The following is a 16150-nucleotide window of genomic DNA, read 5'->3' on the forward strand; positions in this document are numbered from 1 at the left end:
TGTTTTTGGTGTTTCCGCTGCTCTGCTGGCTCGCGTGGTGGTTTGTGAAGCATTAAATCGGCCACAATGAGAACAGCCCCACTTGGCGACCTCACACGAAACAAAGTGGCACTGACAACCGAAGTGGCAACGAACAATTTATTCGTCTGGCTGATTGCCGAAGAGGACCTGAAATGAAGTCCGTATTGAGTGCGATTCCGCTCTGTTTGATTTTCAGCGCGATCTGTCAGGCCCAATCACCGGTCGACCGGTCCGTTCCACTAGCAGAGGTAACCACCGATTTCGAGCTTTGTGACGGCCCCGCCTGGGACGGTCAAAGCACTCTGTTCGTTCCGGACGTCAAAGGAGAAATACTCAAACGTTGGTCTCCCAAACAGTCCCGTCTCTCCGATTCTGGACTGGCGACCGGGCGATTCAGCGCCAGCTATTTCAATAACGGAGAATTGTTCCTCTCGGACAATGGGAATGCCAAAATCATCGCGTTCAACGGGAAGGAAGAACGGACCGTTGCCGTACTCGATTCTTCAGACAAACCCGTCCGACGACCCAACGACCTCGTCGTCGATCATTTCGGCGGATGTTATGTCACTCTGACTCGACAAGGCCAGGTTGTTTACATCGCTCCGGATGGAACCGAACACGTCGCTGTCGAGAATATTGAAACCCCGAACGGTCTCATTCTCTCGCCCGATGAGAAGACGCTTTACGTCTCTGCATACAAACCCAAAGTGATCTGGGCCTATCCCATCACAAAACCCGGAGCGACAGGCCAGGGGAAAGAGTTCGCGAGGATGGACGCCGGTCCGGAACTCGGAGCTGACGGATTGACAGTTGACCGCGCAGGGAACATTTACTGCGCGGGACCAACTTCGGTCTGGATCTGGAGTCCCAGCGGTGAAAAGCTCGACGAGATCGTCACTCCTACTCGACCGATCAATTGCGGGTTTGGCGATACAGACATGCGATCGCTTTACATCACCTGTTTCGGCGGCCTTTACCAGCAACGCATGACTGTCAGCGGACGGTCTCCTAATCCGCCTTCCGACCCAAAGAAACAACCACCATCCAAGAATCGACCATCAACCGCGATTCCCAATAACGTCGAATCAAACTTGGACGTCGTCTATAGCGAGGATGGAACTCGCAAGCTGCTGATGGATGTGTTTCGCCCGAAGACGGCTGATGGACCGCTCCCTGCAATTGTTGTGGTTCATGGTGGGGGATGGCTCAAGGGAGACAAGTCAAAATTCCGTGCTCTCGCCGTTCGACTGGCAACTCTCGGATACGTCACGGCTGCCATTGAATATCGTCTTGGCGACGAAGCCCATTTTCCGGCAGCGATTTATGACTGCTTTGCTGCGGTCAGATTTTTGCGAGCAAATGCCAAGCAATTCGGAATCGATCCCGAGCGGATCGGCGCTGTCGGTGGTTCTGCCGGAGGGCATCTCGTCGGTCTGATGGCCACCGGATCACAAAATCCACAACTGACCGAAAAAGGTGGGTGGGAAGACCAGTCGTCTTCGATTCAGGCGGCAATCGTCATGGCTGGCCCGATGGAAATGACGACAGGCAGTGTGGCTGACAGATCGAGAAATCAGCCCGCAGTCTCCAACAGCAATGCGTGGCTCGGAAAGACAATTGATGAAGACCTGAATCTGTACAAGCTGGCTGACGCTCATTTGCAGATTACCTCACAGAGTGCACCCATCCTGTTCATGGTTGGCGAACATGATCATCCGGAACGCAATGCACCGTCTCGAGACAAATTAACGGAACACGGAGTGTGGACCGACGTGAAAGTCTACAGCGATGGAAAGCATGGCTGCTGGAATCAACTTCCATGGTTCGATGAAATGGCGAAGGACATGGACGAGTTTTTCCAGGCTCAACTTTCAAAAGACTAAACCTTTCGAAAGTTACGGTGCACTCGCACCAACGTGTTCAATTTGATCGATGCTGCGATTCGCGAGTTTCTTCTCGCGAGTTTGCAGAAGGCAATTCAATTCCATTCATGTGACTCATTCCATTCGAGTGCACAGCCAAGAGCATCATGCTCTCACTCGGTCTCCATTGGAGCATTGCATGTCAGAGCGGTTCGCGAGTCGATTCTTCGGACAACACTGTCTCATCCTGTTCGGCATTCTAACGTCGAGCATTTTCGGAACTGTTGAACCACTTTACGCTGAATCACCCCGTGAGCTGTGGACGACATCTCGCGTTATTGGATCACCCGAACCTCCGCTTCCTTACACGGTCGAGCGTGTCCTCCCGTCGATTCAATTTCAGAACCCGGTCGACTTCGCAGTCGAACCGGGAACTGGATTATGGTTCATTCTTCAACTTGATGGAAAACTGTTCTGCCTCGATCCGTCGTCAGAAGATGAACCCATCCTCGTCCATGATGCTCATGCTACGATCGAGAATCACGAGCGGTCTTACGGAATCGAATTCCATCCGGACTACGAGACCAACCAGCAACTGTTTCTGTCTTACGTTCTCCCGAACTCAACTCCCGACGGAACTTTCGTCTCGCGTTTTCGACTCAACCGCAACAACGGAACACCTCAAATTGATCCGGCCAGTGAAGAAGTTCTGATTCGCTGGCCTTGCGGAGGTCATAACGGAGCCTGCCTGAAGTTCGGTCCAGACCGAATGTTGTACGTCACCGCAGGTGATGGCTCCGGTCCATTTCCTCCAGACTCTCAAGACGTCGGCCAGGATTTAAAGGATCTACGCTCCACCATCATGCGGATCGATGTGGATCATCCCACTGAGGACAAGCTGTATTCCATCCCGGGCGACAACCCGTTTCTCGATATTCCTGGCGCTCGACCCGAAGTCTGGGCGTTTGGATTTCGCAATCCATGGAAGATCAGCTTCGACCGCGAAACCGGCGAACTCTGGTGCGGCGACGTCGGTTGGGAGCTGTGGGAACTTGTCTTTCGCGTCGAGCGGGGCGAGAACTACGGCTGGAGCATCAAAGAGGGCTCACAACCAATTCGCACCGACATTGTTCAGGGGCCGGGAGAAATTCAGCCTCCGATTGTGGAACATCCGCATACCGAAGCACGGTCGGTGACTGGTGGGTTCGTCTACTACGGAGAGGAACTTCCTGATCTTGCCGGACACTATATCTACGGAGACTACGTCACCGGAAAGATCTGGGGGATCACGAATGATGGCGACGAAGTTGAATCGATTCAGGAACTCGCATCGTCAAATTTAGCCATCATCACTTTCGGAATCGACGAGCGTGGAGAACTGATTGTCCTCGACTACGCGGGCGGAATTTATCGCTTGAAGCCAAATCCCCAATCGGACACATCTTCTGACTTCCCTCGCCAACTCAGCCAAACCGGACTGTACCAATCTGTCAGCCCGATTCTGGTCAATGCGCCGGGAGTGATTTCGTACTCACCAAACACACATATGTGGGCAGATGGTGCACGTGCGACGTATCAGTTTGCCATTCCCGGTGAGGGTTCCATCTCTTGGAAGCAAAACCGCGACCGCTGGGAGTTTCCGTCCGGAACGGTCTTCGCCAAGACTCTCGAACAGTTCACGGAGCAGAACGGGAATGTCGGATGGCAAAAGATCGAGACGCAACTTCTCCATTTTGACGGACTCAACTGGAATCCCTATTCGTACGTTTGGGATGAACAGGAGTCAGACGCATTTCTAGCTCCAGCTGAAGGTTCGTTTCTGACTCTCAATGTCACCAATCCTGAGACCCCTGAGAATCGCAGGAAGATCGAATGGAGAATTCACTCCCGAGCTGAATGCGCAACTTGCCACACGCCTCGTGCTGGAAACGCCGTCGGGTTCGATTTTGCGAACCTCGATTCCGTGAGCGAACCGACTGAAAGCACTCTCGAGGAACTCGTGGGACTCGGTATCTTTGATCGTCCCGTTCCTGCGAATCAACGATCGAAAGTCATGGCTGCCGTCGATGACTCCGCTCCACTTGAGACACGAGCCAGAAGTTATCTAGCGATCAATTGTGCGCACTGCCATCGCCGAGAGGGTGGGGGAACGGCGCCGATTGAATTGCCGTTCCATTTGCCGATCGACAGAACGCGATTGATAGATACCGCTCCGACGCAGGGAACCTTCGGAATCGCTGGCGCCAAAATCATCGCTTCTGGGAATCCGTATCGATCCGTCCTTTACTATCGACTTGCAACCGTCGGCCGCGGACATATGCCGCATCTCGGGTCACAACTGACGGACGAGAAAGGGCTTAGCCTGATCCGTGAGTGGATCTTGTCAATGCCCCCAGAAGCTGGCACACCAGACGTTTCCGATCTGGAATTCACAGCGAGTCTCATCGAGCAAGGTCTGAGTGAATCCGTCGATCGACTCGTGACTGAGGCGGAGGAACTCCCCACTTCAAAGCATCTGGCCCTCGCCGACAGCTTCACTTCCCTTGAAGATTTCGATCAGAGAACCCGCGCAGCAAGTCAATGGGCTCAAGTAGCTCCTGCCCACATTCGAGGATTGTACGAACGATTTCTTGCTCCGGAAGAACGAGTCGCTACACTCGGGGCACATGTCGATTCCGACGCAATTCTCGCCCAGCAGGGAGATCCGGAACGAGGAGCAGAACTGTTTCGCTCCGGTCAAGGAATCACCTGTCGAAACTGCCATACCGTGGGTATGGTCGGACGAGAAGTCGGCCCGGATCTCTCAACACTCGGGAAGATCCGCAGCCGGGAAGAAATTCTGTCCAGCATCTTGAATCCATCTGAGAAGATCGATCAGAAGTACGCATTGCGAACGATCGAAACAGTTTCCGGCAAGATTGTCTCGGGAGTTGTCCATTCTGAAGAGAAAGATTCTCTGATTTTGAAAGATGCAACTGGAGCTGAAATTCGAGTCCCACGAAGCGAAATTGAAGTCATGGTGACTCAACCCCGTTCCATGATGCCGGACCTTCTGACGAGAGAAATGACAGCTCAGGAGTTAATCGACCTCGTCGACTACCTCAAATCGCTTCATTAGTTCAGGATGTTGCTGCGAATCGGTTTCGATTCGTCAAAATTGCTCCCGAGTCCAGGTCACCCGGTGGAAATCACTTCTTCTGCCATTAACATTGTGGGTGTTCGAATCACGTCCGCTCCATCCCCGCCTTTGGACGACTTTTCATGTCTGAGCTGAATCATGAATGCGGCATCGTCGCTGTCTACCAGTATGGACAGCCCGAGCAGTGCCCCATTTCGTCGAGCCACACTAAGAACCAAGTCTCACGCATGGTTCCACGGATGCTGCTGGACATCCAGAATCGCGGTCAACTCGCCGCCGGGATGACGACTTTCAAACCGGACGACAAGGAGCTGCTGCTCACACACAAACGTCTGGGGCTGGTCTCTGAAGCCTTTCGAATGAGTCGAAAGAACAAATATCAGGACTTGATGGAAAGACACTCCGGCCCAGCTGCAATCGGTCACGTCCGCTATGCAACCTGCGGAAAAGACGACCCGAACAACGCCCAGCCATTCGAACGTGCCCATCTCGAAAAACGGAAATGGTTTGCTTTCGGCTTTAACGGACAACTCGCCAACTACGCAGAACTCCGTAACGAAATCACTTCAGGCGGCGACTTTCATCTGGCCCGGGAAACAGATACCGAAACACTGATGCACCTGATCAGTCAGGTTCTCTCAGTACGTCCTGACATCAAAATGCGAGATCTGCTCTCAGCGATCTCAATTCGCCTCGATGGGGCATACAACATCGCGTATTTGAACGCCCGGGGAGATATGTTCGTCTCTCGCGACCCGCAAGGATTTCGCCCGTTGTGTTACGCAGACCGGGACGGATTCTTCGCCGCTGCCAGTGAGAGCGTGGCCCTCACCAACCTCGGGTTTGACACTTCGGAGATCCGCGATCTTGCACCGGGGAGTGCCGTCACCATTCAAGACGGAGTCCTTCGAGTCGAAGAATATTCACGTTCTGCGGTGCGATCTCACTGCTTCTTCGAATGGATTTACTTCGCCAACGTCTGTAGCCGACTCGACGGTCAAAGCGTGTACCTCACTCGCAAAACACTCGGTGAAGAACTCGCCAAACAGGAAACAGAATCGAAGGAAAACGCCATTGTCGTCCCCGTCCCGGACACCGCCAAAGCAGCTGCTGAGGGAATGGCCTTCGAAATGAGTATCCCTTGCCTCGAAGGGTTGATGCGTCATCGAGCGCTGGGACGAACATTCATCGAAAGCGAAGATCGTGATGCCAAAGCACGGATGAAATACATCCCGCTGCCCGAAGTTCTGGAAGGCAAGAAGGTCTTTCTCGTCGACGACACAATCGTCCGTTCAACAACGATGAAAGTTCTCGTCGAACAAATTCGCACACGCGGAAAAGCTGCCGAAGTTCATGTGCGCGTCGCTTGTCCGCCAATCATGGCTCCGTGTTTTTACGGAATCGACATGCCCGACGTTGGCGACCTCTTCGCTCCCCGATTCACGGATGGCTCCATCGAAATTACTCGTGAAATGGAAGAAGAGATGGCCCGGCACTTCAACGCGGATTCACTGCGTTATCTGCCCATCTCGTCGATTTCCAAAGCTGTGAACACAGACTCTGAAAATCTTTGTCAGGCCTGCCTGACTGGCGAATATCCCACAGAAGCAGGGCAGCGATTGTACGATCTTTCGCTGAACGTTCAGAGTTCCTGCTCCGAGAATGGAGGGTCTCGACGACTTGTCGAGGGAACCGACTCCCCGGTATTGCCTCCATCGACAATTTAGACCTTCCGCGACAACTTGGATCAGAGATGCCCTCGGGGAGTTTCTTCTCTGTCCGAGATCCCGCCTCAGAAAGTGGACTCAAGATGCGTCTCTATCTGCTCGCCCTGATTCTGTTGACCGGAAACTCGCTCCCCCTGCTGGCACAAGACGACGAGCTGCAACGCGGTTTAATTGCGACCTTTCAAGACGAACACGGATCGACGCAGCAAGTCTTCGAAGACATTTCATTCGATTGGGGAAGATTCGGCCCCGACGGGTTTTCACGCACTGAAGAGATGCCGTGGGAGGGCACTTGGCGAGGCCAAATCCTGATTCGGTCTCTCACTCCTTATCAGTTCTCTGCTCAGGTTTCCGGAAAACTTCGCGTCCTCGTCGATGGCGAACTCGTTCTCGAAGCGAATTCCGCCGAGTCCGCTTGGATCTCCGGTCAACCTGTCCAAATCTCGCCGGGGTTTCGCGAACTTGAAGTCGAATACACTCCGACAGCAGCGCAGGCAGAACTCAAACTCTTTTGGGCGAGCGAAGAATTTGCGGTCGAGCCGATTCCCGCACATCTCTTGTTTCACGAGGAAGACAGCTCGGACGCACGTCACCAGCAACTCGGTGCAGAACTGTTCGACGCCTTTCGCTGTGCGAACTGCCATCGCAACTCGGAAACACTCGACGAAGCTTTCGCCGCTCCTGCACTCTGGGGAAGTGTATCCGGGACCAATCCAGAATGGATCGTCAACAAGCTTCTTGGAACACACCCGGAAGCCAAGCACGACAAAATGCCTGACTTCGGTCTAACTCAGGATCAGGCAGAAGACATCGCGGCTTATCTGCATCGCCTCGAAGCGCCCTTCGATCTGATGACATCTCCGAAAGTGGAATACAAAAAGGGAAAGCCTGACGGAGCGCAACTCTTCCATTCTTTGGGCTGCCTAGCCTGCCACGAGAAAGATGGGCTCGGGACAGCGAATTCGTATTCGGGTGGGTCGCTGACAAACATCGGAAACAAGCGTTCGAAGGACTGGATCGCCACGTGGCTTGCAGTTCCGGACAGACTCAATCCTCAACACCGAATGCCAATCTTTCAGCTCAGCCGGTCCGAACGCGGAGCGCTGGCCGATTATCTTTCTTCTCTCGGAAAAGACTCCAAATCGAAGTTCGGAACTCCCAACCCACGCCCCACATCAGAGCAAGCCGACCGTGGCCGTGAACTCGTTCTGAAGCTTCAATGCAGCAATTGTCACAAGATCCCAGCCATCGAACCCTCGGCGACTCCAGCCATTGCATTGAGTTCTCCAGACATTGATTGGGAAAAATCGTGTCTTGCACTTCCCGCAGATCCGCAGCGTCATCGGCCGCATTATAAGACTCTCGACATCGAGCCAATTCGTGCATTGGTCGAATCGATGTCGACATTGTCGGGATCGCCAGAGTCAAAATTCCACCTGGGGCAACAGGTTCTCAACCGCAGCCAATGTCTCGCATGTCACTCGCGAGGTTCCGTCTCCGGAATTCGTTCCATTGCAAACGACATCGCGACGACGTTTCCTCAACTCGTGGGTCGCACTCAAGAAATCATTCCGCCCAGCCTTAACGCCATCGGCGACAAGCTGCGAGATGATGTGCTCGACACCGCTCTCTCAGGCAAACAGGATCGCATCCGCGCAGACTGGCTGATGGTCAGAATGCCTCAATTCAATCATTCGCCCGAACACCTCGACGCACTCAAAACCCTCCTCATCGAACACGACCGTGTTCCTGAAGGAGGAGCATCTCAGATGGACGATGTTGAGCTCGACCGCGAAGAGTTGCTCCTGACCGGAAGAAACCTTGTCGGGGCAGGGGGATTCAGCTGCATCGCCTGCCATCAGATTGACGACTACGTTCCCAAGAACACTGCGATCGGTACACGTGGATCAGATCTCTCAGCGATCGGTTCTCGACTGCGTCCGGAATATTACCTCCGTTGGACACGCGCTCCGCTGCGGGTGATTCCGGGAATGGAGATGCCATCTTACACCAAGCCTGTCCCAGGAGTGCTTGACGGTCACGTGGAAACCCAATTGACCGCGCTTTGGAAAGCTGTCACTGATTCAGATTTCGAACCGCCTTCAAACCCGGCGCAGGTCGAACAGCTTTGGCAAGTGGCCAGTGAATCCGCTCCGCGCATCATTCGCGATGTCTTCACTCTTCCCAAAGAATACAGCAAAGAGAATGCTGATTTTGAGCCGGTCCCTCGCGCGTTCGCAGTCGGATTCCCGAATCATCACAGCATTCTCTTTGATCTCGACCGCGCAGAAATTCGAGACTGGCGATTCGGCGACTTCGCACGACAGCGAACCGAAGGGAAAAGCTGGTACTGGGACATGGCCGGCACCTCGTTCACGCCCGGTTGGAAAAGCGTCCCCGATTTTGTCCTCGTCGATCAGAAGAACGAATCGATCAAACAATTCGAGCGAGTAGACCCCGATCGTCTCGCACATCTCGTGCAGTACGAAACTGACGGTGCAGGGGTTCGTCTCGTCTACGATCTCAACTTTCTCTTCAACGATGCTCCATTCGTGATTCGCGTCGAAGAGAGATTGCAACCGACAGAAGAGTCCGGCGTTGTTGGTTTGACTCGTGAAATCTCCGCCGGTGAAACACCCGATGGATATCAGTTGGGCCTATTGATTCAGAACGATCTCGACTTGAGATTCGACGCATCAATTGGTGTTACTGACGAATCCGTTCGGCAAGTGAGCTCATCGGAAGGAAACGTTTTTGTCATGCAGCCCGGAGTTCCGCTGAAAGTCAATTACAGCACTCCGCGAGAAGTTCAATTGATCGGATATCCCGATCGACCGGAGGTCCTGGCTTCAACGGCTCCGGTCACCACTGTTCCGGGGTATTCAGGAAAACGATTACCGGTCACAACATCCATGATGCCGACGGCGATCGGTCGAGACGCTCAAGGCCACCTCGTCGTCGCCTCTCTCAAGGGAGATGTCTGGCGAATCACCGATACGGATCAGGATCGCCTCGAAGATCAAGTGAGATTAGTCGAGGAGGGTCTCTCCGCTGCCTTCGGTGTGCTGGCTGATGGAAATGACTTACTCGTCGTCCACAAACCGGAGTTGCTGCGTCTCATCGATACGAACGGCGACGGCCGAGCTGATATTCGCGAGATCATCACTGACGGATGGGGACATACCGACAACTACCACGACTGGGTCACCGGTCCTGTGCGAGGGACGAACGGAGAACTCTTCGTCGCCACCGGAAGCGACTACTCCCAACCGGAGCGCGATCCGAATTTCAGCAAGTGGAGAGGCTCTATCATTCGGGCTGGCTCCGATGGCACAAAAGAACGCTTCGCCAGCGAATTGCGGTATCCAATCGGGGTTGCTTTCGACGGTCAGGGGCGTCTGTTTGCCAGCGACCAGCAAGGGGTCCAAAACACCTTCAACGAGATCAATCACATCGTCGAAGGGGGTGCTTACGGAGTTCCGGCTCGAAGCGATCTGGCTGGAGTCGATAACCCCAGAAGAGCAACTATTCAGGTACCGCATCCCTGGACACGCAGCGTGAACGGCATCTTCTTTCTCCCTGAAGACATCGGCAGCCCGTTCGCCGGACATGGTCTGGGATGCGAATACAACAGCAAGTTCCTGATTCGATTCACTACTCAGGAAGTCGATGGAGAACTCCAAGGGGCCTGTTATCCGTTTTCGAAAGCAACCTGGAGCACAGAACTCGACACCTTTCTCGGTCCGATCTGTGGATATGCCGACGAAGATGGCACAATTTATGTCGGAAGCATTTTCGATTCCGGATGGCTCGGCGGCCCCAACGTTGGGGAGATCGTTCAGTTGACTCCGACCGAGCAGCGGGGTAACGGAATCCGTGAGCTGCGTCTAACTAGCAAGGGATTCGAGATCGAATTCATCGCCCCTGTTAATCCTGTTTCCGCAACGTCGAAAGACGCCTATTCACTGTCCGGATACACACGCGTTTGGCAAGGCTCTTACGCGACTGAAGATTCAGGACGTTACACTCCACCGATCGACGGAATTGAACTGTCTGATGACCGCACAGTTGTGACGTTGAGCATCTCCGATCTGCGACCGGAATTCGTCTACGAGCTGAACGTTGACTTCGACGAGAGAGACGACAACAGCGAGGAACTCTTCCCGTCATTCGCAGCCTACACCATCAACAAGCTTGTGGCAGACACAAACGAAAACGCCGAAGACTGAGCAACAGTCCTCGGCGTTAGTATCACTTGCTGGATCAGTTTCAGTTTGAAGTCTGATCCAATAACAATCGACCGGTTCAGCGAGCCACGTCGGCGTTTTCTTCTGTTGGAGGGAAGACTTCGCCCATAGCGGTGAAGATCTCTGCCACTTCTGGACGGAAGACGTCGCCAATCAGAATTGAGACAACGTTCGGCTTGTATTGCGGATGTTCCTTCATGAACGAAGCGAAACTGAAATCCGGGGCGTAAAACGCGTAGACCAGTTTTCGGAAGTTGTCGATCCCCGCGGAATACTCTGCTCGCCAACGTCCGAGCGTATCGCCCGTCAGATCTCCGTTCTGGAGTGCTTCGTTCACCGAATCGGCAACATACTCGCCTCCCTTGAGTGCCAGAAAGACCCCAGAGGAATAAACCGGGTCGATGAACCCGAAGGCATCGCCACACAGTACCCAGCCTTCTCCGGCAGCTTGCGATGACCGATACGAGTAATCCTTGGTCGTGAAGAAATCGAGACAGCGTTCAGACGGCTCCAGACGCTTCGCCATCGCTGGACACCGGTCAAGCTCTCGCTGAAATGTCTCTTCGGGTGTGCTGCCTTTGGAGAACATGTATCCCATCGAGCCAGTGCACCCAACGCTGACAACATCTTCTCGCAGCGGGATGTACCAGAACCAACTCTTCTTATCTTCCGTCTGCATGATCAGAGTCGCCCCTTCATCCTTCCCTGGATCACGGAGGGCACCCTTGAAGTATGACCAGACAGTTCCTTTTCGCAGGTACGGATCAGGAATGCGAAGCTTCAAACGGTTTGATAAGAACGCCGAGTTTCCAGAACAATCGACGACAACCTTCGATCGGATTTCACGCGTCTCGCTTTCACCGTTCTCGGAGCTCAACTTCACCTTCACGCCCGTTGCTCGTTCCTCTTCGAAGAGAACTTCGAGCACTTGAGCACGTGTCCGCACGGTCGCACCACGTTCAACAGCATTATCGACAAGCATTTTGTCGAAATCAGCCCGTTCGACCTGCCAGGTCTGCGAACTCTCATGGGGATCGTTTTCATCGAAGTAAAACGGCGCAGATTCTTTCCATCCATCAGAAACAAACTGAACGCTGAACTTCTTCGGAAAGGCACTCGCTTTCAGCGTGTCGATCAGTCCGAGTCGCTTGAGCGGCCAGTAAGTTTCAGGAATGAGCGACTCACCCACGTGAAAACGGGGAATTGTCGAGCGCTCGAGGACGAGAACGGAATGTCCTTCTGAAGCCACCAGCGCAGCGACGGTCGAGCCAGCAGGTCCAGCTCCAATGACGACGACATCGTAACTCGAAGCAAGGTCAGGGGAGTAGCTGTGATCAGGTGCGTAGGATGATTGAATCATGGAATCTTATGCACTCGTACTGAGGAGGATGGTCAGGATCAAATTCAGTGAGCAATCAATAGTGGTGGGTAAAATGGAATGTCGCCATTGGTGAGATTTTCGGGTGACGACAATTGTGATTGTGATCCAGAACCGTAATTCTGTCGACTGAGTTCACTGCAAAGTCTCTCTTTCCCATATTCTACAACGACATGCCCAACTGCCCAACAAGATCTCTTGATCAAGAATTCACCGATTTGAGGAGACTGCGATGATCGTTCTCGGAATCGAGACGTCCGGTCGATCGGGCAGCATCTCTCTGTTGAGAGACGGAAATCTGCTTGGAGAATGCGAATTAGCTGCGACGGGACGTCGTCATGCCCGCACGCTGATTCCAGAAATCGGACAACTCGTTTCCGATCATTCTCTCTCAATCAATCAAATTGATGGAGTTGCTGTCAGTCTTGGACCGGGCAGTTTTACTGGCCTTCGGGTTGGAGTGGTATGCGCAAAAACACTGGCATACTCTCTGAAAATCCCGGTTGTCGGGATCGATACGTTCGCCGCCATCGCTCTTGCGACACAGGAGAAAGACTCCACAGTCTGGGTGATCGACGATGCACTCCGCGGAGATGTGTTCGCAGGTGCTTATCGCATCCATGACAGTTTAACCGTAGAAACTCTTCAAAAACCACACATTGTCGAAGCCCACACACTCAGAGAACGCCTCAAATCAAGTGATTTACTGACCGGACCGGGAATCGAAAAGACACATCCGCTGTTTCAGAGCTGTCGTTCGGCCCCGGAAAGCATCCATCTTCCACAAGCTCGACTCATCGCAGGTATTGGCGTTCAGCGTCTTAACAATCAGGACGTTGACGACTGCTGGACCCTGAAACCGACCTACTTGCGTAGGAGCGCTGCTGAAGAAAAAGCTGACGAGAAAAAACTCGCAGAAAAGTAGAATACTGCGTTTCGAAAACTCCACATATCCGAAACATCCGCACGGTCTGGTCAGGTTGTTCGCGAAAATTAAAAATTGCTCGATCAATCAAAACTCTTTTGAACCTAAGTTCCAATCAGACACGTATGACTAAGATTGGAACAACACAATGATCTCAGCAATGGCGAGCGCATCGGCCTCGGAAAAACTTTCGGCATGGAGTGACATTGTCGAAAAGCGGCGCGAGCTGACGACGAACTTTCGGACGACGGGAGCAATCTATTCGCTGCCCGACAAAGGATTCGCACCAGTGTGCCCTCCGCAACGAATTTGGACGATCGACCTCTCGAACACCGGGGCGGTGATCAAGTCGTATCGGTCGATTGAACAGGATCGAGTCCTGCTGGACTTGCTGATTCCTGAGCTCGCCGGATCAATCGTGGAAGGTCGAATCGTCAAGAGGGAGCAGGAACCTGCACTTCAGATCGACGGACAAAAAGACGAAGCCTTCGAATACCGCGTTGAATTCCTAAAATTCGTCCCGCGCACCGCAATGCCCAAGCGAGCCTGGATTCCGATCGAGGACATCGAAGTCACCCGACAACCGGTTCGTAATTCTTCAGCGAACAAAATTGAAGACACAAGATCACCGCTGATCCGATTCGCCACCACCGCACTGCAGGTTCTCTTTATCATGCTGGTCGTCGCCGGATTCTGTGGAATGATCTGGTTCTTCGAATAGACCGTTCTTATCGCTTCGCAGCACTCGACGAAAACAATTACGAAGCTTCAATCTCACAGAATCGGGTTGGATCAAGAACTCAGCTCTAGGCAGCGATGCTCTGATCCTCTGGGCGCGTTAACAATTCCGCCACATCGAGAGTTTCGCCTGCCGCGAGACGTACGGCAATCTCATTCAGCCGGTCCATCTCCGCTTGAATCTCTCGCGTCGCCCTGACGAGATCAGCTCGGCTCGCTCCTTTTAAAATTGGAATCGGTGGCCCCGCGAGGGCATACACTGTCGAAAACGGCTTGGGGATCATCAGATCGGTCCAGCTGCCTCGAACATGCCACGCTCGCGAGCAACTGAAGGCCATCGGGACAACAGGCTTTTCAGTGTGCGAAGCGACGAACGCACATCCCGGCTTCATTTGTCGACGCGGACCGCGTGGACCATCGGGAGTCATCGCCAGATCGTGTCCTCGACTCTGTTGAATCAGTTCTGCCGCAGCTTGTGCTCCACCGCGTGAACTTGACCCGCGAACCGGGCGAATTCCAACCGCTCGCAGCACATTCGAAACGTAGCTCCCGTCTCGATGACGTCCGACGAGGGCAAACATCCGCGGTCGCCGCACAATGAAAATCGTCACCAGCAGCGAATCATGCCAAATGCTGAATGAATGGCAGTTCTCGCCATTCTGATGATCTGGCGTCGCTCCGGGGACAGCCACAAACTTCTTAACACGCACAGTGAGGAACAGAAGTCGCATCACCCAGACAAGCATCCGGGACGCGACACCCACCATAAACTCGCTACGAATTCGCACAGTCTCTCTCCGCCGTTCCCTGGCAGCATCACCAGCAAAGTGTTCCGTTCTTTCCTTGGATGCGGGGACTGTAGCGACTCGACCAAGAATCGCCAATTCCTATTTGATAGACTGACGCTCCTCGCGGAAGGAGGCACGATCGTCGCTCCAATTTCTCGTTCGTCATCAAAACCGCAGTCTTTCCTGCTTCAAAATCGCACATGAACTCCGTCTACCTGAATCATGCTGGCACGAGTTGGCCCAAACCGGATGTCGTCCAGAGAGCGGTTCAACAGGCACTTTGTGAGACTCCGGAAAACTGGGGAAAGAGATTCGACGCGTGTCACAGCCGCATCGCTGAGTTCTTCGGTATCCCGAATCGAGACGACTTGCTGCTGACTCCCGGCTGCACATCGGCACTGTCGCTGGCGATTTTCGATCAACTGCTTCAACCAGGTGACGAAGTCCTGACGAGCGGTTTCGAACACCATGCGTTGCTGCGGCCACTCAACAAACTCGGCGAACACGGAGTGGTGACTCGAGTTATTCCTCCAACGGACGACAGCCTGATTGATCTTGAGTCGCTGGAGTCGTCTCTGAAATCCGGTCGCGTCAAACTCGTGGCGATGACAGCAGCCTGCAACGTCACTGGTGATCTTCTCCCATGGAAAGAAGTGGGAGAACTTTGCCGACGGCACGGAGTGCCATTTCTACTCGACGCTGCCCAAGTTGCGGGATGGTTCGATCTCGATCTCTCGAGGTCTTCAGTCGATTTCGTCGCCTTCGCGGCCCACAAAGGGCTTCAATCGCCGTGGGGGATCGGTGGATTGTACTGTTCCCCACAAGCGGAGATGAACTGTCAAAGTGCGTCATGCTCAATCGAGCCGCCGTCTGCTGACAACAAGGCGACACGTCCCAGCTACTGTGACACCGGTTCCGTCGACCGAATTGCGATGGAAGGACTTGCAGCCGCAATTGATTGGCTAGAAAGAGAGGAGACTGGCAAAAGGCTCGACCGTGCCCGCGCAAAGATTGGCCGCATCGAGGAAGTGCTCAAGGCCGACTCTCGCATCGAAATTGTGAGCCGGAACCCTTTGCACGCTCGACTTCCGACGGTGGCCTGGATTGTCGATGGCGTCTCTCCCGGTGAATTCGCCAATTCACTCGAACAACGGGGTTCGATCGTTTCGGCAGGGTTTCAATGTGCCCCGATCGCTCACGAGACCCTCGGAACGTCAGAGCAGGGTGTGATCCGACTGAGCGTTGGCCCGTTGACAAACGATGCCGAGATCGACTTCACATGTGAAGCACTGCAGTCTGCACTCATCGCGAGTTAATGGATGATG

Annotated in this window: 9 protein-coding genes; 7 read left to right on the plus strand and 2 right to left on the minus strand. The window is 53.7% G+C overall.

The features are described 5' to 3' along the window. Positions 1–173 precede the first annotated feature (173 nt). The 4 genes from AB1L42_RS01900 to AB1L42_RS01915 all read left to right on the plus strand — a co-directional run bounded on the left by AB1L42_RS01900 (position 174) and on the right by AB1L42_RS01915 (position 10978). A complete protein-coding gene (locus AB1L42_RS01900; RefSeq protein WP_367050573.1) occupies positions 174–1904 on the plus strand; it encodes an SMP-30/gluconolactonase/LRE family protein in 1731 nt (576 codons plus the stop codon). Between the two features lie 178 nt (positions 1905–2082). Then, positions 2083–5001 carry a PQQ-dependent sugar dehydrogenase gene (locus tag AB1L42_RS01905; RefSeq protein WP_367050575.1) on the plus strand — a complete coding sequence of 973 codons (2919 nt, stop codon included), beginning with the start codon at positions 2083–2085 and terminating at the stop codon, positions 4999–5001. Positions 5002–5144: 143 nt separating this feature from the next. After that, positions 5145–6749 (plus strand): amidophosphoribosyltransferase, encoded by a 1605-nt coding sequence (locus AB1L42_RS01910; RefSeq protein ID WP_367050578.1) that lies wholly within the window; start codon positions 5145–5147, stop codon positions 6747–6749. 83 nt (positions 6750–6832) lie between these two features. Further along, positions 6833–10978: a c-type cytochrome gene (locus AB1L42_RS01915; protein ID WP_367050580.1), complete on the plus strand. Its 4146-nt coding sequence runs from the start codon at positions 6833–6835 to the stop codon at positions 10976–10978. A gap of 76 nt (positions 10979–11054) precedes the next feature. Here the strand turns inward: AB1L42_RS01915 and AB1L42_RS01920 are convergent, their stop codons facing one another. Beyond that, positions 11055–12356 (minus strand): NAD(P)/FAD-dependent oxidoreductase, encoded by a 1302-nt coding sequence (locus tag AB1L42_RS01920; protein WP_367050582.1) that lies wholly within the window; start codon positions 12354–12356, stop codon positions 11055–11057. Between the two features lie 250 nt (positions 12357–12606). Here AB1L42_RS01920 and tsaB point away from each other — a divergent pair, with 250 nt between their 5' ends. Beyond that, complete coding sequence (gene tsaB, locus AB1L42_RS01925; protein ID WP_367050584.1) at positions 12607–13299, plus strand: tRNA (adenosine(37)-N6)-threonylcarbamoyltransferase complex dimerization subunit type 1 TsaB; 693 nt, start codon at positions 12607–12609, stop codon at positions 13297–13299. A gap of 160 nt (positions 13300–13459) precedes the next feature. Continuing rightward, positions 13460–14020: a hypothetical protein gene (locus AB1L42_RS01930; protein WP_367050586.1), complete on the plus strand. Its 561-nt coding sequence runs from the start codon at positions 13460–13462 to the stop codon at positions 14018–14020. An 85-nt stretch (positions 14021–14105) separates the two neighbouring features. Here the strand turns inward: AB1L42_RS01930 and AB1L42_RS01935 are convergent, their stop codons facing one another. After that, positions 14106–14825, minus strand: a complete 720-nt coding sequence (locus AB1L42_RS01935) for a lysophospholipid acyltransferase family protein (RefSeq protein ID WP_367050588.1) — start codon at positions 14823–14825, stop codon at positions 14106–14108. Between the two features lie 200 nt (positions 14826–15025). Here AB1L42_RS01935 and AB1L42_RS01940 point away from each other — a divergent pair, with 200 nt between their 5' ends. Beyond that, entirely contained in the window at positions 15026–16141 is a 1116-nt protein-coding gene (locus tag AB1L42_RS01940; protein ID WP_367050590.1) for an aminotransferase class V-fold PLP-dependent enzyme, read from the plus strand. The last annotated feature ends 9 nt before the right edge of the window (positions 16142–16150 follow it).

This window comes from Thalassoglobus sp. JC818, from assembly GCF_040717535.1.
Taxonomy (GTDB): Bacteria; Planctomycetota; Planctomycetia; order Planctomycetales; family Planctomycetaceae; genus Thalassoglobus.